This window comes from Aureimonas fodinaquatilis (genome assembly GCF_008369445.1).
Taxonomy (GTDB): Bacteria; Pseudomonadota; Alphaproteobacteria; order Rhizobiales; family Rhizobiaceae; genus Aureimonas; species Aureimonas fodinaquatilis.
In genome coordinates, this window is record NZ_VTWH01000001.1 from 470,017 (window position 1) to 491,526 (window position 21,510).

18 protein-coding genes are annotated in these 21,510 nt (G+C 55.7%); all 18 read right to left on the reverse strand.

The features are described 5' to 3' along the window. Positions 1-10: 10 nt before the first annotated feature. Complete coding sequence (locus FPY71_RS02325) at positions 11-727, reverse strand: GntR family transcriptional regulator (RefSeq protein WP_149297252.1); 717 nt, start codon at positions 725-727, stop codon at positions 11-13. Positions 728-737: 10 nt separating this feature from the next. Beyond that, positions 738-1,952 (reverse strand): M24 family metallopeptidase, encoded by a 1,215-nt coding sequence (locus FPY71_RS02330; protein WP_149297254.1) that lies wholly within the window; start codon positions 1,950-1,952, stop codon positions 738-740. After that, positions 1,949-3,919 carry a hydantoinase B/oxoprolinase family protein gene (locus FPY71_RS02335; RefSeq protein ID WP_149297257.1) on the reverse strand — a complete coding sequence of 657 codons (1,971 nt, stop codon included), beginning with the start codon at positions 3,917-3,919 and terminating at the stop codon, positions 1,949-1,951. The genes FPY71_RS02330 and FPY71_RS02335 overlap by 4 nt, the downstream gene beginning before the upstream one ends. Further along, positions 3,916-5,985, reverse strand: coding sequence for a hydantoinase/oxoprolinase family protein (locus FPY71_RS02340; protein ID WP_149297259.1), 2,070 nt, complete (start codon positions 5,983-5,985; stop codon positions 3,916-3,918). Before FPY71_RS02340 ends, FPY71_RS02335 begins: the two co-directional genes overlap by 4 nt. After that, a complete protein-coding gene (locus FPY71_RS02345; protein WP_149297261.1) occupies positions 5,982-6,815 on the reverse strand; it encodes an ABC transporter permease in 834 nt (277 codons plus the stop codon). The genes FPY71_RS02340 and FPY71_RS02345 overlap by 4 nt, the downstream gene beginning before the upstream one ends. Before the next feature lie 4 nt (positions 6,816-6,819). Further along, a complete protein-coding gene (locus FPY71_RS02350) occupies positions 6,820-7,698 on the reverse strand; it encodes an ABC transporter permease (protein WP_149297263.1) in 879 nt (292 codons plus the stop codon). After that, positions 7,695-8,777: an ABC transporter ATP-binding protein gene (locus FPY71_RS02355; RefSeq protein WP_149297265.1), complete on the reverse strand. Its 1,083-nt coding sequence runs from the start codon at positions 8,775-8,777 to the stop codon at positions 7,695-7,697. The genes FPY71_RS02350 and FPY71_RS02355 overlap by 4 nt, the downstream gene beginning before the upstream one ends. 83 nt (positions 8,778-8,860) lie before the next feature. Next, complete coding sequence (locus FPY71_RS02360; protein ID WP_149297267.1) at positions 8,861-9,964, reverse strand: ABC transporter substrate-binding protein; 1,104 nt, start codon at positions 9,962-9,964, stop codon at positions 8,861-8,863. A 225-nt stretch (positions 9,965-10,189) separates the two neighbouring features. Continuing rightward, positions 10,190-10,933, reverse strand: a complete 744-nt coding sequence (locus FPY71_RS02365; protein ID WP_246160098.1) for a sulfite exporter TauE/SafE family protein — start codon at positions 10,931-10,933, stop codon at positions 10,190-10,192. Between the two features lie 147 nt (positions 10,934-11,080). After that, on the reverse strand, positions 11,081-12,820 hold the full coding sequence (locus FPY71_RS02370; protein ID WP_149297269.1) for a thiamine pyrophosphate-binding protein: 1,740 nt from the start codon (positions 12,818-12,820) through the stop codon (positions 11,081-11,083). Between the two features lie 744 nt (positions 12,821-13,564). After that, complete coding sequence (locus FPY71_RS02375; protein WP_149298600.1) at positions 13,565-14,641, reverse strand: ABC transporter ATP-binding protein; 1,077 nt, start codon at positions 14,639-14,641, stop codon at positions 13,565-13,567. A gap of 55 nt (positions 14,642-14,696) precedes the next feature. Beyond that, entirely contained in the window at positions 14,697-15,134 is a 438-nt protein-coding gene (gloA, locus tag FPY71_RS02380) for a lactoylglutathione lyase (protein ID WP_149297271.1), read from the reverse strand. A 25-nt stretch (positions 15,135-15,159) separates the two neighbouring features. Continuing rightward, the gene (locus FPY71_RS02385; RefSeq protein WP_149297274.1) at positions 15,160-15,981 is read right to left on the reverse strand and encodes a carbohydrate ABC transporter permease; all 822 of its coding nucleotides are present in this window, start codon (positions 15,979-15,981) and stop codon (positions 15,160-15,162) included. A 2-nt stretch (positions 15,982-15,983) separates the two neighbouring features. Further along, positions 15,984-16,844: a carbohydrate ABC transporter permease gene (locus tag FPY71_RS02390; protein ID WP_149297276.1), complete on the reverse strand. Its 861-nt coding sequence runs from the start codon at positions 16,842-16,844 to the stop codon at positions 15,984-15,986. A 49-nt stretch (positions 16,845-16,893) separates the two neighbouring features. Beyond that, on the reverse strand, positions 16,894-18,138 hold the full coding sequence (locus tag FPY71_RS02395; RefSeq protein WP_149297278.1) for an ABC transporter substrate-binding protein: 1,245 nt from the start codon (positions 18,136-18,138) through the stop codon (positions 16,894-16,896). Positions 18,139-18,163: 25 nt separating this feature from the next. Further along, complete coding sequence (locus tag FPY71_RS02400; RefSeq protein ID WP_246160099.1) at positions 18,164-19,267, reverse strand: mannonate dehydratase; 1,104 nt, start codon at positions 19,265-19,267, stop codon at positions 18,164-18,166. A 135-nt stretch (positions 19,268-19,402) separates the two neighbouring features. Beyond that, positions 19,403-20,599: a mandelate racemase/muconate lactonizing enzyme family protein gene (locus tag FPY71_RS02405; protein ID WP_149297282.1), complete on the reverse strand. Its 1,197-nt coding sequence runs from the start codon at positions 20,597-20,599 to the stop codon at positions 19,403-19,405. Positions 20,600-20,602: 3 nt separating this feature from the next. After that, positions 20,603-21,373, reverse strand: coding sequence for an IclR family transcriptional regulator (locus FPY71_RS02410; protein WP_149297284.1), 771 nt, complete (start codon positions 21,371-21,373; stop codon positions 20,603-20,605). Between the last annotated feature and the right edge of the window lie 137 nt (positions 21,374-21,510).

Consider the following 21,510-nt stretch of genomic DNA (forward strand, 5'->3'; position numbering starts at 1 on the left):
GGCCGCCAGTCTACTGCCCAGTGCTTCGATTCATGTAAATCATCGCATAGCCTTCGCGGATCGCCAGTGTGATCTGCTCCAGACGGCCATCAATATGTGCCTGCAAAAGGGATCTGGCCTTTTCAACATCATGGTTGGCGATCGCGTCCAGTATCGCCTCGTGCTCGCACTGAGTCTGGCGCCGCCGGCCATTTTCCATGTTGACCCAACGGATAAAGCGGATGCGGGCATTTATGGTGCGCAATGTGTGCAGCATTTCCAGATTGCCTGAAAGCGAGGCCATCCGCTCATGGAACTCTTCATCAAGGCTGACGAGGTCGTTGACAGTTCGGTTGGGGTCTTCTGTCATGCTGACAACGAGAAAATCTCTGATTTCCTGGATTTTTTCAGGCGTTGCCCGTTGCACGGCCATTTCTGCAAGTGCCATTTCCAGCGCCTGCCTCATCTCATACAGATCGAAGATCTCCTTGACGTCGAGAGAACGCCGGAAAAAGCCTTTCCCGGGAACAAAGATCAGGAAGCCTTCGGAGACGAGCCTGTTCAGCGCCTCGCGCAGGGGGGTGCGGCTGACACCCAATTGCCGCGCCAGTTCAACCTCGTTGACACGATCGCCCGGCAACAGCTTGAAACGGATCGCAAGGTCCTTGAGCTGCTCGTAAACACGCTCAACGATGCTGACCTGATGATTGATCGAGGTAGACTGTTTAGATAGCACTGCTTTATCCATCCGAGTTCCGTCAAAGCATTCCTGTCATAAAGTCCCGTGGCAGTGTCGTCAGCTTTTCATACCCCGTCTGCGTGATTACGAAGCACTCCTCCACCTGAAAGCCGCCAATACCTTTTACATATAGCGGCGTCTCCAGAGCAATGACCATTCCCGGCTCAAGAAGCCTGTTCTCAACTGGCGAAAGATAGGGTGCCTGCTCGGCCATTCCGAGCCCCATGGTGTGGCCGATATGACCGCGCGTGTACCATGGAAGACCCGCTGCTCTTACCGCATTCTGCCCGGCATGAAAAATCTCGGACATGGCCACACCAGGGCGCATGAGCTCTATTCCTGCATCCATCCCGGCGCAGACGGCATCCATGATGCGCCGCTCTTCATCAGCGGGCGGGCGAAACAGGAATGTGCGGCCCGTATCGGAGCCGTAGCCATGGATTGAAACGCCGCAGTCGAAGAACACCGCGTCACCCGACTCAATTCTCTTTCCGCCGGCAATGGTTGGAGAAATGTCCGCCCCGATGGAGGCTGTCACGCGGGTGCCCAGAAACCCTGCATCGGGCAGGCGTGCCGCGCGGTCGGCGCAGGCGGCATCGTAGATTGTTTTCAGCCCGTTTGTGTCAAGGCCGCCCAGTGGGCTGGCCAGAACAGCCAGAAGCCCTTCTTCCGCAAAGCGCGTGGCTTCGCGGATGCAATCGATCTCGAACTCTGTCTTGATCGAACGCAGATCGGTGAAGAGCGAGGAACATTCGACGAAGCGGACGTTGGGCAGCTTGGCCTGAAGCAGCGCCAATGCATGTGCCGAAACAAGGTTCATTTCAATGCCAATACGGCCTTGGGCAAGACCCCGGGCAGTCACCGCATCGGCAAGAATGGCCATGTTGCGGGCAAGGTCGAAACGAGGGCTTGGCTTTGGCTGACTCCTGGCTGTCCCTGCGCGGATATCCTTGATATCGGCAATTTCGATCCACAGAGGGTAGGAATGAAGATCCGGTATTGTACTGGAGGCACGCGCGGCCTCCTCAACCCAGCTTGCCACCAACGCCATGGCTGGCTTGCCCGGATCCGCTGGTACCAAAGCCAGCGATCCACCGGGATTGTCGAAATAGTTCTGAAAGCCGGTCATGTAGTGGAAGTTCGCCCCGCCCCAGGCGATGACGGCGTCGAGATTTGCTGCCTCCATCAATACGGCGAAGCGATTGCTGTCATAGTGGTGGCCGGTCTTCATCATACAGTCTCTTTTGTCAGTTCGATAATCATGCGGTCAATTGTTGACCGATCGCAGGCGTTTCCGCCGTTCAGTTCAGACTGAATGCGCCTTTCCAGTGGAACCCGTAACGTGTCGCGAATGGCAGACGGTTGGCCAAGCAGTGCCATGATCAGATCATGCTGGACGGCTTCGGGCCATTTCTTCTCAAACTCGCCGCGAAAGGCGCCCATGTCGGTGCCGCTGCGTGGCGCTTGCCTGGAGCGCAGCAAAGCCGTTGCTTCAGCGTCGACGGTGCTGTTGCGGATGGTGACGCCATAGCCGTCCTGAGCCTCCGCCTCGCTGATATAGCCGTCCAGCACGTCATCCAGAACGGCTTGCGGATCACGGGTAAAAGGATCGCCGTAGCCGCCGCCCGTTGGCGACACAAACTCCACGACATCACCGCCGGCAAGTTCCAGCAGATCAATTTGTCCTATGGTTTTTGCATCTCCGGCCGGGTTGAGTGTCACATGCGTATTGGAGCCGGGCGCGCCGCCCAGGGCTCCCCACGCATTGAAGCGAAAGCGCTCAAGACCGCGCGCTGTCAGAACCGTGCCGGGCTGCAAATTGCGCATTCTGAAGCGTATGCCCGCGCCGCCGCGCCGTTTGCCCGGTGCCGCGCTGTCGGTCGCATAGCCATACTCTTCAACCAGCACTGGCATTTCCGCCTCCAACACCTCGTTGGGTACATTGCGAAGCCAGCCGCCTGTGAAGCTTGTGCCGTCGATGCCGTCCTGCTTGGGGCGGCCGCCGGACCCACCCGACAGTGGCTGTGCGACCGTGATGCGGCGCTTGCCTGTTTCCGGATCAATGTTCGAGACAAGCACAATTGCTATGGCTCCCGCGCTGTTGGCAGGCGTCACGGAAGGCAAGGCCTTTCCCAGACAAGCCATGATGCAATCCATCACGCGAATGAATGTTGCAGCGCGCACCCCATATGCTCGACCCGGATCAGGATTCACGATGGTTCCCTGTGGCAAGACCATTGAAAGCGGGCGTGTCAGGCCGGAATTGTAGGGAATTTCCGGATCGAGTGTGCGGAAGTAGTTCAAGAGCGCCAGGCTCAGCATGTAATGGCCGGGCTGGCCATAAGTTGGCAGATTAAAAGCAGCCTTCACCTGAACATCGGACCCCGTGAAATCGAGTTCGATCTCTTCGCCCCGCACGGTCAGCGCAAGCGCGATGCGGATCGGGCGGTCGCTACCGTCACCGGTGTCAATCTCCATGTAGTCGGAAGCTTCGTAGCGTCCGTCCGGTATGCTGGTGATGATCTTGCGGGCGCGTTGCTCTGCGCTGGTCAAAAGATCGGTGCAGCCATTGCGCACTGCCTCGCGGCCATAACGCGTCGCCAGTTCACGAACCCGTCGGTCGGCGGTGGCAAGCGATGCGATCTCGGCCTTGATGTCACCCCAGTTCTGATCGGGGATGCGGCAGTTGGTCAGGATCAGCTTGACGATGTCGTCATTGATGACACCAGCGCGGAGCAATTTGAGGGGCGGAATGCGAAGACCTTCCTGCCAGACATCGGAGGCAACAGGCGTAATCGAGCCTGGAACGCGACCACCCACATCGGAAGAATGGATGAAGTTGAATGCGAAGGCGATGATCTCCCCCTCAACGAAGATCGGCCGCCATAGCCAGATATCGGGAAGATGGGTGGAAAGGCCGCGGGTTGTATCCGGATCGTTGGCGATGCAGACATCACCCTCTTCATAGGACTCAAACGCGTTGATTGCTTCCCATCCCGGCAGTCCAACCATCAGGCTGACTGACGTTTCGGTGGGTGCAGCCAGCACTTCGCCCGACGGCGCCACAAGACAGGCACCGAAATCCGATGTTTCCTTGACGAACACGGTGAAGCCCGTTCGCAGGGTCACCGAAGCCATTTCTTCGACAATTGCCTGAAACCTGTTGCGGAAGATTTCCAGTTGAACGGGGTTCGTCTTCATGCCTGCTCTCCCTTTGCGCGAAGCCGGCCTATCAAATTGCCATGGTCATCAATTTCAGCCGTGAAACCGCCGGGCATGTAAATTGTGGTGTCCGGCGCTTCGATGACAGCAGGCCCTTCGATCTGATGCCCGCTATGAAGCAGGGCGCGCTCGTAGAATCCGGCATGAACCTCAACTCCGTTGTCCGTGATCGACAGATATTCACGGGGTGTCGCCAGTGTTCCAGGTGCCACTTTCTCCGTCAGCATGATCTGCGGTGTCTTCGCCGTGGTGCCAAGCACGGCAACTCGGACATTGGTGATTTCGATAGCGCCATTCTGGTCGGAAAAGCCGTAGATGCGTTCATAGGCAGTGTGGAAAGCGTTGATCAGTGCCGGTAGGCGGGCTGCCTCGAACTGATCGCCTTCCACTGGAATGGTCAGGTCAAACGACTGACCATGATAGCGCATGTCGGCTGAGAGTCGTATGTGCCGCTCGACAATATCGACCGGTTGCGTGTCCATCCATTGCTGGGCTTCCTGCGTAATTTCGGCAAAGCCCGATATCAGTGCGTCAGCATCCGGATGCCCGCCCGGCATGGTGCGAATGAAATCCTGTCTGAAGTCTGCGGCAAGACTGCCCTGCGCGCAGAGCGTGCCCGGCGAGGCGGGAACCATGACCGCTTCCACGCCCACTTCCTGCGCCAGAAGAAAGGCATGCTGGGGCCCCGCTCCACCATAGGCAAGCAGGCGAAAATCTCGGGGATCCAGCCCCTTGCGCGCCATCAGTGGCATGAACTGCGCATACATGTTGGCTGTGGTGACATCGAGGATGCTTTGCGCCACGGCTGCCGTGGACATGCCAAGCGGCTTGGCAAGCGTTTCAAGGGCGGCTTCGGCGCGGGCCTTGTCCAGCCTGAGCCCCCCGCCCAGCCGGCGTTCCGGAGAATAAAGGCCGATCTTGACATAGGCATCCGTGACAGTCGGTTTGTCGCCGCCATGCCCGTAGGAGGCCGGACCCGGCATTGCGCCTGCGCTCTGCGGACCGACCTTGAGAATTCCGGCTGCGTCCAGCCAGGCGATGGAACCGCCGCCTGCGCCAATGGATGAAATATCAACCGCAGGCATGATCAACGGAAAATCGCCCAGCCTGCTTTCAGTGGAATAAAGCATGTCGCCGTCGATAATCGCAATGTCTACGGATGTTCCGCCCATGTCGAAGCCGATCAGCTTGCGGTTGCCGCTGGTCGTGCCGGTCATCAATGCGCCCATTGCGCCGGAGGCGGGGCCGGACAACAAGGTTTCAACTGGCGAGGTGGCCGCGGATGCCGCTGCCATTACACCGCCGTTCGACTTGGTGGTCAGCACGGTTGCACGCATGCCCACCTTGCTCATGTCATCTTCCAGCCGCTCGAAATAGGTTCTCATGCGGTGGCCGATAAACGCGTTGATTGTGGTCAGCAGGCCGCGTTCATATTCCCGCTGCTGCGGCCAGACCTCATGCGAGGCGCAGACATAAAGCTCTGGCAACTCGCGACGCAGATGATCAGCCAGCAGCTTTTCATGCTCGGGATTGCGGTAGGAGTGCATCAGCAGAATGGCGATTGAGGTAACGCCCTGCGCCATCAGATCGCGTGCTGCCTGGGTTGCGGCATCCAGATTGATGGGCTCCAGCACGGAACCGTCGACACGCAGGCGTTCATCAATTTCACGGACATGGCGGCGAGCGACCAGCGGTTTGATGCGTTCAACATAGTAATTGGTCGGGTCAGGCAGGCGCAGGCGGCCGATTTCCAGAACATCGCGGAAGCCACGTGTTACCAACAGGCCGGTCGTTGCTCCACTACGCTGCAACAGGGTGTTAAGGCCCAGTGTGGTGCCATGGACGAAATAGCGGATCTGCTCAGGTGCGATGCCATACTCGTCGCGAAGCTGGACAATGCCGTTGAATACCGCACGCGCCGGGTCCGAAGGAACGGAAGGTGTTTTAAAGGTGAGCGTCTTGCCCGTCGCTTCCTCAACAACGGCAAGATCAGTGAATGTGCCTCCAATATCAATGCCGAGGCGGTAGTGGAGTGTATTGGTCATTTTCTTCCCGATGCGAACATGCGGAACAGGTCGCCGCCCTTGACGAAGAACGGGATCACGAGAACCACAAGGAATGTGAAAGCGATGAGCAGCACAGACAGGGCTGCTATGGACGGGTCCTGATACTGTTCAAGGTAATTGTACATTTCGACCGGAAGTGTGTTGATCGCCGGACGGACCACGAACAGCGTGGTTTCCACCTCGTCGAAGGAGGTGATGAAAGCAAAGATGCTTGATACCAGAAGCGCGCCCTTGACCTGAGGCAGCACCGCAAGACGGAAAGCCTGCAAAGGCGTCGCGCCGAGATCCCGAGCGGCTTCCTCGACGATGGGGTCAACCTCGCCGAAACTTGCTGCGAGGATAGCCACGACGAATGGCAGCATCAGCACGGAATGTGCAAGAACCACCCCCCAGAAAGTGCCGTAGGGCCGGATTCCAGTCAGCATTCCGAATGTAACGAACAGTACGAAAAGCGCGAAGCCGATAGCCACGCGTGGCACGACCAGAGGCGCGAACAGCACTGATTTCAGCGCAGCCAGGCCCGGGATGTTCAAGCGCGCCAAACCGTAGGCGAGGGGCGTACCAAGCACCAGTACAATGGCCGTCGAGACGGTGCCGATCAGCAGTGAATTGATCGTGCCTCTCTGGAATGCGGGGTTGGCTAAAACCTTGCGATACCAGTCCAGCGTGAAACCCTGTGGAGGCCATGCGTTGAATGCGCTGCTGTTGAACGAGTTCACGAACACAATCAGGATCGGAGCCAGCATGAAGGCGAGCACCAATGCCAGCAGGATATTCAGTGACCAGCGTTTGAGAATGGATTCCTGCATCGTTCTAGTCCCGCCTTGCCGCATGTGTGGACCGGTTGACACGTTCGAGCACGAACAGCACCGCCAGCGCAGTTGCCAGGAGCACAATTGCCTGCACCGCAGCCATGCCCCACTCAATCAACCCGATATTGTCGTAGAGCATCCGCGACAGTGTGAGCACACGCCCCCCACCAAGCAGGCTCGGCGTAACAAAGGCGCTGATTGCCAAGGCAAACGTGATTTCTGCCGCAACGATGACGCCGGGCAGGGTAAGAGGTAACGTAACCTTTCGGAAAACAGTCCAGCCAGATGCGCCCAGGTCGAGCGCGGCCTCGCGGTAGATTGGCGGAACCTGGGTCATGATGTTGAGAATGGGCAGTACCGCATAGGGCAAAAGCACATGCACAATGGCGATAACCACGCCGGTCTCATTGAAAACGAGCCGGTATGGGCCAAGTCCTGCAAGGCTTAGAAGCTGGTTGACGAAGCCTGTATCAGAAAGCAGCAGCAGCCAGCCATAAGAGCGGGAAATCACGCTGACGAGCAAAGGCGAGAACAGCGCAATATAGGCAAAGATCAGGTAATACCGGTTGCGCACGCGCAAAAGCATCGCAGCGACCGGATAAGCCAGCAGGACTGTGATAGCCGTAGACACACCGGCAATTCGCATACTGGTCCACACGACCTGCCAGTTGAAGGAATCCGTCAGAAAGGTTGTCCATACGGAGAAGCCGACCCCGGCACCGGTTGTGTCGCGCAAATTGAGCGAGTAGCCGGCCAGCACAAGCATCGCCACCACGAATGGCAGAACGATAATGATCAGCCCCGGGCCAAGCAATATCGACAGTCGCCAGCGTTTGGAAAGGGTGTGGCCAGCAGGTGGGCTGGCTGTGGCAGCGCTCATTCCACATCCTCCGCAATGGAGGTGCTGCGAATGAAAATGGCGACGTCTCTGTTCCAGCCGAGTTGGACGGATGCACCCTCGGCATAGGGGTTGGAGTCGGCGAGTGCCTGCACAAAAAGCAGACGTCCGTCGGCAATCCTCATGCGGTACAGAATGGTCGAGCCAAGAAATTCCACTTCGGCGACCGTTGCATCTATGGCATTGTCCATCTTCTGTGCAGGATTGATGGCGATGCGTTCCGGACGCAGGGAGAGCAATGTGCGCTCGCCATTCTGAAACCGCTCCACCTCATCCAGCACAGCAATTATCGGGCCGTCGGTCATGCGAGCCGTGTCTGCTTCCACCTCCACCACGCCCTCAATGAGGTTCGTCCTGCCGATGAAACTTGCGACGAAACTTGTCGCTGATTTGAGATAGATTTCGGCCGGCGTGCCCACCTGTTCCACGCGCCCGTCATTCATCACCGCCAGCCTGTCGGACATGGTCAGCGCTTCTGACTGATTGTGCGTGACATAGATGAAGGTGATGCCCGTGGAGCGCTGAATGCGCCTCAATTCGCGCTGCAAACGCAATTGCAATTTAAGATCGAGCGCGCCGAGCGGCTCGTCGAGCAGCAAAACGGCCGGTTCGTTGACGAGGGCGCGCGCAATGGCCACGCGCTGCTGCTGCCCGCCCGACAGTTCGTTCACGCTGCGCTTTTCAAACCCCGACAGGCTGACAACCTCAAGCATTTCGCCGACCTTGCGTTCGATCACCGCGCGCTTCATGGATTTCAGTTTCAGGCCGAAGGCAACGTTTTCAAACACATTGAGATGGGGGAAGAGTGCGTGTTTCTGAAAAATGAGATTGGTGGGCCGGCGGTTGATAGGGACCGTGTTCATACGCACGCCACGGATCATGATATCGCCCGAAGTTGGTGTCTCCAGGCCAGCAATCATGCGCAGTGTCGTGGTCTTGCCGCAACCGGAAGGCCCCAGCAAAGAGAAAAACTCCCCCTGGTTCACTGAGAGATTGATGGATTTCACGACCTTCGCAGAGCCAAAGCTCTTTTCCACCGCGTTGAGCGAGACAGCAGTCATTGGCGTTCCTGATTGATGAGAAACCAAATTCACGAGAAACCAATCTTGCCGCTGTTGCCAACGACAAGATTGAATGATCGGGATTACATGTTCGCCTTGACGCGTCTGTTCCAGGCATCACCCCAGGCAGCGCTGTTCTTTCCGATCTTTGCGTAATCCAGTTGAATTGCCGCTGCGATTGCCTCTGGCTGAATGGCCGGATCAGACGCGATGTCGTCAGGAATTTTTACGTTGTCCATCAGCGGAATAACGTGTGCGGTGAGGCAGTAGTCGAGCACGTTTTCGGGCTGCAGCGAAATGTTCAGCAATTCGCGGCAAACCGCAATCTGGGCTTCCGATGAACCGTTGACGAGCTGGAAGCCTTCCGGAAAGGCAACCTGACCCTCCTTGGGAATGACATAGCGAACTGGCGCGCCGTCGAGAATCCACGGCTGAACCACACCGCGGAAGTGAGGCGCAAGCACCACTTCGCCAGAGACCAGAAGCTGCTGCAACTGAGCATTTGAAGTGACGAGAGAATGGAACTGGCCGTCGCGCGCCGCTTTTTCAAACAGCTCCAATGCGGGTTCGACATCATCTTCGCTTCCGCCGTTAAGCTTGGCCGTCGCTACAAAACCATTTCCTGACCAGAAGCTGTCGAACAATGCCACTTTGCCCTTCAATGCAGGATCAAAAATGGCCTGCCAACTGTCGGGGAGGGAATCCTTGAAATAGTCGGTGTTGCAGACCAGCCCGCCTGCATCCATGCAGAAAATCGCTCCGAGATTGTCTGGATCACGGAACTGAGGAAGGATGTGTGCGACGTTAGGGACTGTCGCCTCATCAATCGGCAACCACATGTCCACAAGCTTGCCACGTTCAGCGGAATCGAGATTGAAAAAGCCGACATTGAGCAAAGGCGACTGTGGATCTATGTCTCTGGAAGCCGCGAGTTTGGGATAGGTCGCACCATTGGTCCCGGCGATAATCTCGATGGCAACGCCTGGATTGGCGGCCATGTATTCCTGAGCAATGCGACGGGGAACCGGCTCCTGCCCACCTGTCCAGATGAATTGCGTGACAGTCGTCGAACCTTGAGCAAAGAGGCTACCGGGCATCATTGCCACAAGGCTGGATGCGGCAGCGCCTTTCAAGACAGTCCGACGGCTTACTCCGGCGGACAGACTCGATTTTATGAAGTTCCCCATTTCTCTTTTCCTTGTTTTCGCTGGATCACCCCTCTTCGGGATGTCGTCATTGGCCTAAATTCAGGGCTGCATAATGGATATTAGACAGCAAAAAATACCGGTCAAACGACCTTCATCTGATTTTGGGACGTCACCGGAAAAACGCCTCTCAAAAGCACAGGACCTGTGAGCATGATATTTCTGGTAGCATTCAACATACTGTTCCTACGTTTTCTTTTCAGGAATTCACCATACTGTTCTTGCTATTAGAAATGCTCCGGAAGCAGCCGAAGTGCCCAATATGAAGGACCGCGCCCATCCGCCGTCCACGAGCAGGCGGCCCCAGTGGGAAAACAGAAAACCGGCAAAGGCGAACGGACACATCACAATGCCAAGAATGAGATCATCGAACGTGAAGTGGCCGCTCACCACGAGTGCAACAATCGAGAAAAACGCCCCGGCTACAAAGAAGCTGTTCAGGGTTGAGCGCATGACCGAACCATGGACGTTCTGATACGCCATAGCCATTGGCGGTGCGCCAATTGAGGTCAGCGTCCCCATAAAGCCCGACAAACTGCCCGCAAAAAACAAGGTGCGCGGTGTGGGCTGTATCCGTATTCCGCTCAAGCTCATTGCGACGGCAAGGAGCACCATGGCGCCGAACAGCCGCGAGAACATGGTTGCGTCAAGCAAGCCGAGGCATAGAACCGCAATGATCGACGCTGCCAGTCTTCCGATCAGCGCAGTTGAAAGCCCGCTGAAGTCGACCTGACCCCATTCGCGTATCATTCCGCTGACGCTGACCATCAGAGAAATCAGAAGCATGGGACCTGGTATGAACGCCGGAGTTATGATTGCAAGAACGGGTGCTGCCAGCGAATTGAACCCAAAGCCTGTCGACCCCTGAACCGCGCCGGCTACGACCAGCACGAGCACAGCGACTGCAAACTGCCATGTCTCAAAATCCAGACCTGCCATCCAAGTGTCCATTTTTTCCAGACAAGTGCAAACGAGAAAAACGCTAAGGCCGAAACGGAATGCGGCCGCTGACTTTGGCGTTGTTGCTGAAAATCATTGCAATGCGTTGATTTTCAACAATTTACGAAGTTCAGGCGCAGGGAGTCTCTCCTGCTTATGTTAGCTGAAGTAAGGCAGGTTCCTTTCCTTCGCGACACGAACCCAGGCCGGCACGAAAGGTATGATCTTGTCCTGCGTTGGCACCATGATTTCGATGAAATTTGGCCCTTTGTGGGAGATCGCGTCCTGCAGAGTGCTTTCGATCTGATCTTCCGAAGTGATCCGGGCGGTTTTGAAGCCGAAGCCTTCCGCAACCTTCAGATAATCAACCGCGCCGAAATCTGTTGCCCATGGCACATCCACATTGTCGAGCAGAATGGCTTCACCCCTGATCCAACCATAGGTGTCGTTGCGGGTCAGGATGATCGTCACGTTTTTCCTGCTGCGGCAGATGGTTTCGAAATCACCCATCACGAACGCCAGAGAGCCATCGCCGGTCAGGGAAATGACGGGTCCATCATTTGCAAAAGATGCGCCAAGGGCCGCAGGCACGGAGTAGCCCAGTGAGCCCATGGAATAGTTCGTGATGAAACTGCGACCTGCTCTGCGCAATGACAGCAGCGCCGAGGGGAAAATTGCACTGACGCCCGGTTCTGCTGTGACAATGGCGTTTTCTGGCAAGATCTTGTCGAGTGCCATGATCAGCTTGACCGGAGACATGACCCCGGCAGGCATCGGGATGTTCGATTTGAAAACCTTCTCCAGCGCAGTACGCTTCATCGGGTTGAGGTCGAGCGGCTCCCGCTTGAGGTCCGGGTTCCCGGCTTTGATGAGTTCGACCATATATTCCAGGCTTGCGCGCGCATCGCCAACCAGCCCCACCTTGACGGGGAAGTTGTTGCCGACATGGGCCTCGGCAATGTCGAGATGCAGGAATGTCTTGCTTGCCGGATTACCGTAAAGTTTCCAGTGATCCGTGCTGCTGGAATCTGTGTTCGTGCCAACAAACAGAACGGTATCTGTGTTGAAAACGTAGTCGTTGGAATATTCCATGCCACCGCGCGCTCCGATAACGCGAAGCGCAAGCGGATGCGTTTCAGGAATGACGCCTTTTCCGGGTGTGGTGGTGCCCACGGGGATCTGGAGCAGTTCGGCCAGTTCCTGCACAATGGCCGAAGCCTTCGATATCAGCGCACCTTGTCCGCAAATGATGACCGGCTTTTTCGCGGCCAGCAGAATTTCGATGGCTTTGCGAATTTTGCTGTGATCCGCCACGGGACGGTGCGCCGGGTAGACCTGATAATCTTCCTCCGCATAAAGATCCCGGATCTCGGCCGTTTCATGGAAGATATTGATCGGCACGCGAATATGAACCGGCCCTGGTTTGCCAGACGTCGCCACGCGGAATGCTCTGCGCAGCAGGAAGGGGATATCCTTCACATTGGTCAGATAGAAGGATTCCTTGGATATGCTTGCATAAAGGGCTGTCTGGTCGATACCGGTAAGGCCGTGCCGCTTGTCCTGATTGATCGGGATATCCGAGCTGAAATAGATGACTGGCACTGAACTCAGATAGGCTTCGGTCATGCCAGGCGTACAGTGAGTAACGCCCGGGCTGGGCGCTTCCAGAACAGCCGGACGCCCTGTAATCTTGGCATAGGCTTCAGCAGCGAAAGAGGCCGTGCGCTCATCGCGGGTCAGGACATATTCAATGGAGGAATGGCTTTGCCACTCCTTGTACCACCCGATGGTGGTTTCGCCCGGCAGGCCAAACACGTGCTTCACACCGTGAAGTTCCAGCATTCTGAGGATCACCTGAGCGCCATTCATCGTGACAGGACAATCTTTGGTTTCGACCACTGGAATTTCCTATGATTTTGAACGGTATTTCATGCTGAATACAGCTCTACATGCAATTTTGTAGTGTTTCAACCATTCCGCTCAACCGAGCCCACAATTGCCGCGATAATGGGCAAGGACGATATCGATTCGGTTGAAACGGACGCTGCAGCTGCAGGCAGACAAGCGGGCAATCTCGATGCGCGGAAAAACAAATCGGTCAATGAACCGATGAATGGCTTTTATCGAGACACTCTGAAAACTTTGAACCAGTCCTGAATGCGCCAGCGCTTTGACGGCCACATGAAGTTTCAGGACGAAGGCTTACAAATCCTGCAGCGCGACTTACAAGATGACACGTCAACCGAAACGAATGTCGACCGCTTGAATGCAGCTTATTAAAGGTAAACCAGTCTGCGGGCGCTGCCTGACAGTTGGCTCGGGTGGTGCACCAGTAACTAACCCAATAGAAACAGGAAGCTGCACGGCGCATCGAGATTGCGGCACCGTGCCGGGCGACATCGTTTATCTTTGGAATTTTGGCTTGCCTATACCCAGGCTCGCGGCGGCGACTGTCAAATCCATAATGACACCGGCAGGCACTCCGATGGTGAGGATCTATTCCTGCTTGTGCAAATTCCGGCGCGAGATCTTGGTCTTTCCAGTAGAAACGCGCCGGACGGGTTAAGGAAATGGGGGCAGTTTGGCAGTCGGAGGCGGCAAGCTGGGCGCTCACATCTCTATTAGTCGACCAACGCCGGATACTTACAGCCGGAGCCCATTCTCCGATGCTTCGAAATAATGATGTGTGCCAGCGAGCGGCATTAATTGTAATTTTTCTCCAGGTTTCAAATGTCGCCTGTCGCGAAGCATGACGCTGCACCGATTTCCGCTGACATCCAGATTGACGATCGTATCTGCCCCGGTGATCTCGGTGAAATTGACCGTCCCAATCAAGGAGCCAGATCGAGAACCATCAACAATTTCAATATTTTCGGGCCGCACGCCTAGTATGATTTCATCTTCGCCGGGATCGATCAGCGGAGGCGCCGGGATGGAGGTCGCCGAGCCATCTGCCATCATGAAAGTGTTACTTTTTCGATCAATCTTCCCTTTGATGAAGTTCATCGAGGGCGAACCGATGAAGCTCGCAACAAAACGATTTGCGGGTCTGTCGTAAAGATCGATGGGACTGCCAATCTGCTCGACCTTTCCGCCGCGCATGACCACAATCTTGTCAGCCATAGTCATCGCCTCAACCTGATCGTGGGTTACATAGATTGTCGTTGCCTCAAGGCGCTGATGCAGCTCTCTGATCTCGCTGCGCATTTGCAGGCGAAGCTGCGCGTCCAGATTGGAAAGTGGCTCATCAAACAGAAATACCTGTGGGCTGCGCACAATTGCACGCCCCATGGCTACGCGCTGGCGTTGTCCGCCTGAAAGCTGTTTGGGGCGTCTGTCCAAAAGGGCTTCAAGCCCCAGAATGGAAGCTGCCCTGTCCACGGCTTTGTCGATCTCATGTTTGGGGATTTTTGCAAGTTTCAGCGAGAACCCCATGTTTTTTCGAACTGTCATATGCGGATAAAGCGCGTAGCTCTGAAATACCATGGCGATATCGCGCTCCTTGGGGCGCACATCGTTCACGATGCGTCCGGCAATCGAAATTGTACCCGAAGTAATTTCCTCAAGACCCGCGATCATTCTGAGCAGCGTTGACTTTCCGCATCCAGACGGGCCTACGAGCACGACGAATTCGCCGTCTTCAACCGTCACTTCAATACCATGAATGACGTTGAACGCTCCAAAAGCCTTCGTAACATTCTCTATAGCGACCTGTACCAAACCATCCTCCCAATTGGTCGAGGCCGGCGACCAATCTGGTCGCCGGCCAATCTGCCTAACTTCCAGCTTTGGCATAGTTGCCTGTATTGAGATCGATGAGCTCGATCCGATATCCGTCGGGATCGTCAATGAAGGCAATGTGGACAGTTCCGAACTTGAGCGGTCCAGGCTCGCGCGCAATTGCTACGCCGTTCGCGCGTAGGGCCTCGCACATGGCGTATATGTCGTTCACCCCGACCGCGAGGTGCCCGAACCCGTCACCCCGGTTGTAGGTTTCAACCCCATAATTGTAAGTCAGCTCCACTACGGGGTGGCTGGTTTCGGGGCCATAGCCGACAAATACGTTGGTGTAGCTGGCTTCGGGCACATCGACACGCTTCAGTTCTTTCATGCCCAAAAGGTCGCAGTAGAATTTGACCGATCGATCAAGATCGCCGACACGGATCATCGTATGCATGAAACGCGCCTGCGGGCCGCTTGTTGTAACAGACATTGTCATTATCCTTTGGTTCTCAGGGTTAGCCCTTCGTTGCCCCGGACATCAGCCCACTCACGAAGAGGCGCTGAAGCACCAGGAAGATCAGGGCGATTGGAAGGGTCATGATGAAAGAGGCCGCCATGACCGCCCCCCAGTCCACATCGAACTCGGTCGAGAACTCTGCGAGGCCGATGGGAAGGGTTTTCATAGTCCGGTCTGTCGCAAACGAGAGTGCGAAAACGAATTCATTCCAGGTTGCGACGAAAGAATAGAGGACGACCGAGACTATACCCGGCACGATCAGAGGCAGGGAAATTCGAAACAGCACTCCGAGCCGGGTTGCTCCGTCGATGATGGCCGCCTCCTCAAGTTCCGTCGGAATGGCGCGGAAAAATCCTGTCAGCATCCAGACGCTGAGCGGCAGTGTGAGGATCAGATAAACGAGGATCAGTCCGAGATAGGTGTTGATGAGATTGAAGTGGTTCAGGACCAGATAGAGCGGAACGATGACCGTCGCCGTCGGTAGCAACTGACCAACCAGCACGAATGTAATGGCGAAGCTTTTGCCGAAGAAACGAAATCGCGCGAACCCATAAGCTGCAAAAATCGCAAATATCAGCGCTAACCCCGTGGATCCCAAGGAAACGATGGTACTGTTTAGGAAGTAACGCGGGATATTTGAGTTAAAGAGTACTTCTTGAAAATTCCGAAGGGTTGGCGGGTTGGGAATCCATTGTGGCGGTATCGAATAGAGTTGTGCGAGCGGTTTGAACGAGGAAAGGGCCATCCACAGGAACGGAAAGACAGCAATTACCAAGAGAATGAGAAGCGGTAAAAAGAGCCAGACGGAACGGTGTTTCATCTTCAATTCCTTTCGTCCCGCCAGAACAGCCGCATGTAGATGGCGATCACAATCGAGATAAACCCGAAGTAGAGAACCGAGAGAGCCGCCGCACGGTTGAACTCGAAATACTCGAAAGCCTGGACGTAGATATGGATAGGGAAAATCATTGAGCGATTGGCTGGTCCGCCACCGGTCATCGAATAAATGATCGTAATGCCGTCGAGTGCCCAGATCACCAAAAGCAGCGTAATGGAAAACAAAACCGGGCGCAGTTGTGGCAGCATGACGTGCCAGACTTCGTGTCGGAATTCCGCCCCATCAATTCGCGATGCTTCGTAGAGCTCGTCTGGAACCGATTGTAACCCGGCGAGCACCATAACGGCGACAAATGGAAACATTTTCCAGGCATTGACTGCAATCAGCGCAGGCATAACGGTATTGGGATTGGTCAGCCAACCGACGGGTTGGGATATGATGCCCAACTGTGTCAGCAGATAATTGATGATGCCGTAATCGGTGTGGAACATCCACGCCCAGGTCATGGCGGCCACTATGCCGGGAATAATCCACGGTACCAACATGAGCGATCGCAAGATCGATCGTCCGACGAAGCTTTGGTTCAAAAGAATTCCCGCGGCAATTCCCAGCACAAGCTGGAGAAAGACTGACCCAAAAACATAGACGAGAGTGTTGGAGATAATCAGCAGAGTCGAAGGGGAGTTGATGACAATGTTGAAGTTTCGTAAGCCGACGAAAGCGCCGCTTGCGTTGGTTACGCTAAGTTCGATGGTCGACAGCATTGGATAGGCGATCAAGCCGATGAGAACCAGCATTGTCGGCAGGATGAACCACAAGCCCGGGCTTATTTTGCGCGTGGACATAGATGCTCCTTGGGTGGCTGGTGCCCTCTCGGGAGGGCACCAGAAGTCATCAGTTTGACAATAGAGCAGTGATTTCAGCCGCTGCCGCATCCATCGATTGCTGTGCACTCATGGATCCAAGAAGAGCTTCCTGGAGGTGGGTGTAATAGATCCGAGTGATTTGGCTCCATTCAGGAATAGTCGGTTGCGGCCGGGCAAAGCCCAGCATCTCCTTGTGAGCGGCAAACAACGGATCGTCGAAACGTGGTAGGTCGAGGCCCGACTGCGCTGCCGGGAACGTCGTGGTGTAGATCGCCTGCCTTTCGGGCGAAGCCATGAAGGCAGCCAGTTTGACCGCAAGCTCTTTGTTCCGGGCTGCTTCAGGTATTACGAAGTTCCAACCTCCCAGAATTGCTGCTGGCTCGCCGCCCTCGGGGTGCGGGAGAAGCCCGACGCCTATCTCGAAATCAGGGTCTGCTTCGAGCACACGCTGGACATCGGAAGTAGCACCGGGGATCTGGGCAACATTGCCGACACTGAACAGCCGCCGCAGAGCATTGGAGTCGTTTTCCAAAGTGGACGGCGGCGCATAACCGTATTCGGTGAAGAGGTCCACATAGAGCTTCAGACCCTCGACTGATGCCGGACTGTTCACGATCACTTCGTTGTCCGGGCCGAGTATGCCGCCACCATTCATCCAAAGGAACGGCAGCGACCTGAACAGCGAATTGCCCGGTTGGTCCGGTCCGCCGCCCGAGACACCGTAGCCATACCGGGGTGAGCCGTTGGACCAGCTGCCCGTCAGTGCCTCAGAAAATTCCAGGAATTCTTTCCAGGTGGTCGGCGGTGTCTCGGGGTCCAGGCCGGCATCGCGATAGGCTGCCTTGTTATATAGAAAGGCATGGGCCTCAACCTGGAACGGCATGCCATAAACCTGGCCGTTATACGTCGCGGTCTCGACTGCGGCAGGGAGGAAGTCTTCAAAATCGACCCCCTCACTGGCCAGCGCGTCGCCAATGGCGGCAAGCCCCCCTGTTTCGGCAAGAGGTATATTCACGCCATTCTGGATATCGATCAGATCCGGGGTATTGCCCGATTGAATGGCGATCAGAACCCGGCTCTGCAATCCACCTGCGACATTGGGCTCGATGCGAACTGTGACACCTGGGTTTTCCGCAATGAACTCGTCAGCAAAAGCTCTGGCGTTCGCCTCGTTCCAGCTCATGGTCCACCAGACAAGTTCCTGGGCGGAACCCATTGATGGCCACATAACAAGAGCAGCAAGGCTTGTGATACGTAACAGTGTTTTTCTCATCGCGTTTCCTCCCTAGATAGCGACTTCAGTTTGACCGAGAGTATCTCCGCAAACGCTTGCCCTCCCTGTCGGATAGATGGGAGTTGCCAACGAGCGAGCGCATGTAGCCGACCGTGTAGGCCATCCCTGCATGCCATGGTGCGGCACATTGAATGTCGGGCACGTGATCCGGCACCATGACGCCGGAAAAACCTTCGTCCCGAAGAATTTTCACGATTTCGGCCATATCGATATCGCCGTTGTCTACGAACGTCTCCTCGTAGCGTGGCACCTTGCCTTTGACGTTGCGGAAGTGGACATAGGCGATCTTTCCACTGCGCGCATGCATCCGCGTCAGCTCATAAATATCGCTGCCGGGCATCTCCTGAAGCGAGCCGATGCAATATTCGAGAGCGTTGGACTCACTGTCCACCAAGGCAAGCAGCCGATCATATTTTTCGGGCTTGTTGACGAGGCGTGGCGTTCCCCGCAGTCGATCGACTGGCGGGTCATCAGGATGGGCTGCCAGTTTGACACCTGCCTCCTCGGCCACCGGTACCAATTCTTCCAGGAACCATGCCAGCCTTTCCCAAAGTTCATCTTCGGTCGGTTGGACGAGCTTGGCACCGGGTTGGGAGGGGCGATACCGCATGTTCCAGACCATGCCATCAGGAATAGGCTCCTGGGCATCGAAACCATCACTGTCGAACACAGAGGTTATCGCTCCTCCTCGCCCAATTGGCAGGCGCCGCCATCCCCAGACTCCGGCAATCGAGAAATTGTAGCCGATGATCGGTATCCCGGCCTTTCCTGCGTCGCGGACCAGGTGTTTAAGCGCCTCCATCTGCTGGCGCCGGTCTGGGCCTCCTAATAAAATATCGGACCAGAAATTTGGGGCAAAGTTCTCGAGCGCAGCGATGCGCAGGCCATTTTCCGCCAGCATTCGGACGATCTCGGTCATATAGTCGAAATCCCAGAGCGCTTCTGTGCTGCAGTCCCCCAGAATAGGGCCGACTGAACGGCCATCGAGATAGGGCGTTCGATCCTGAACTTGCCGATAGCGCCCCAAATTGACGACCACATCCGTCACGCCGAGTTGTGCCGCAAACCGAGCATTGTCCCGCGTTAACCGCTCGCCTGCCAAAGTCATTCCAACTCGCATGCACCGATCCAATTTGTTCACATTTGAACTGTATCAATTCTATTTAGAATGAACAACGAAGCCTTGGCTGTCAAGCGCGTAGTCGGGAAACGAATTTGTCTGCCTGAGATCAGGGAAATTGGACTAGTCGAAAAAGCCCTGGTCTTCCGCTGCCAGATATTGCAGTGCGCGATCGGGCACGAGATCAACCCCCATGCCCGGGCGCTCTGGAATGGCGACAAAACCGTCTTTGACAATTGGTTCGGGTAGTCCCTCGACGATGTCGTACCACCAGTTTGGCTCGCCCAATGGATATTCGAAGGCAATAAAATTCTGGGGAAGTGTCGCAGAGACTTGCACAAGCGCCGCCAGCCCGAGAAGGCCGTTGGCGGTGCCATGTGGTGCGAAGGACAGCCCATGAACTTCAGCATATTCAGCAACACGCTTGAGTTCGGCGATACCACCAACATCACAAGGGTCCGGACCAAGAATGTTAACGGCCCGCGTCTCAATCAACTCGCGAAAGTTTTGCCGAAGGTATATTTGCTCGCCGGTATGGATCGGTGTCGATGTGCTTATTGTCAGATCGCGATAAGCGCCCGCATTGACGTAAGGAATCTGATCTCCGGTAAGCAGATCCTCAAGCCACATCAGATTGAGTGGCTCCACCGCTTTTGCGAACTTTTTGGCGTCCGCCAGCGTCCATCCCGGTCCGCAATCAAGAGCTAGTCCCACCTTGTTTCCGGTGACTTCAACCATCGCCTCGACACAAGCAACAGCATGATCAAAACCTTTGGGCGTCAGGGCACCTGTGTCACGCAGACCTGAGATCGGCTGTGTAGTGACTTCACCGTAATGAAACCCTGCAACCTCGCGCGCCATGGGACTGTGAAACGCAAGTGTCTGTTTAATGATGGAGAAATTTTCTGGTGCCGCCATCATTCGTGCAACATCGGCGGCATAGTCCTCTGGCTGATATCCTTCAAACGGAAATCTCAGGCCGCCATTGTACACTCTGACCTTGTCCCGCACTTTTCCGCCCAAAAGCTTGTGAACAGGTAAGCCGGCAGCTTTGCCCGCAACATCCCACAGTGCCATCTCGATCGCACTGACAGCACTGCCCCATGGTTTGAATGCGCCCTTGTTCCGGATGCGCAGCATGACGCGTTCCACATGTGTGGGGTCCATGCCTATGACGAACTCTCGCAAAGCGAGCACGGCTTGTTTTGCTTGCGGCTTCCAGAACTCGATTTGTCCATAGCCGGAAATATTGTCGTCGGTGACCACGCGCACGACCGGGTGGCTGCCAAGCAAGGCGCATTTGATGTCGGTGATGATCACGAGCTATAATTTCCTTATGCGTTGAGACAAGTCGCGGGCAGCGGTGATAACGGCAGCCTTGAGTGTTGAGATTCTTTCGGGGGTCTGCCCTGCCAGGAATGGAATGCTCAGGGCCGCGGCAAATCTTCCCGTGGGATCCCAGACCGGGGCCGCCATTGCACAAACACTACCCACGTGTTCACCCATGTCTTGAGCCCAGCCTTGCTCTCGGATGAGTTCAAGCTCGGCGCGCAATTGCGCGGGGTCAATACGAGTGGCAGAGGTGAACTGAGTGAGAGGCTGGCTCAGCAACCTGTCAAGCATGACAGCGTCGAGATGCGCCATGATCATCTTGCTTGCAGCCCCCGCATGCAGCGGAAAGCTCTGTCCGACAGCCGGGTGTAATCCATATTCGCCAGTGCCGGTCGCTGCCGCTACAACAAGCGCGGTCTCGCGCGCGAACACAGAAAGCTTGTTACCTTCCCCGGTCTCCTGTGCCAGCTGCTGCATAACGGGTTGCGCAGCTCCTACGAGATCGTAGGACATCTGAACCTTGACCTTGGCTGCCAGGGTCAGCAGTCGCGGTCCCAAAACATAGGTTCCCTCGACATTGCGCAGAACTATCTGATGCGCCTGCAATGTGTTGAGGATTCTATAGACCGTACTGCGAGGAACACCGAGATATTTTGTGAGGTCTCGTATCGACAACCCGTCGGGTGTTCGTTCCAGAAAGCTCAGAACCTCGAGCGTCCGCTCCAGCACAGGGACGCCATTTTTATCTGGGTGTTCCGTCATCGATGCTGTCCTTCTATTCCCGTTAATGAATAGAGATCATTCTCATTTGAAGCAAAATTGCGCAAGGGATTGACAGATTGCAAGTGTGAAGGCCATTCTTAATTGAATTAATTCAGTTCAAATATGAACATAATTCT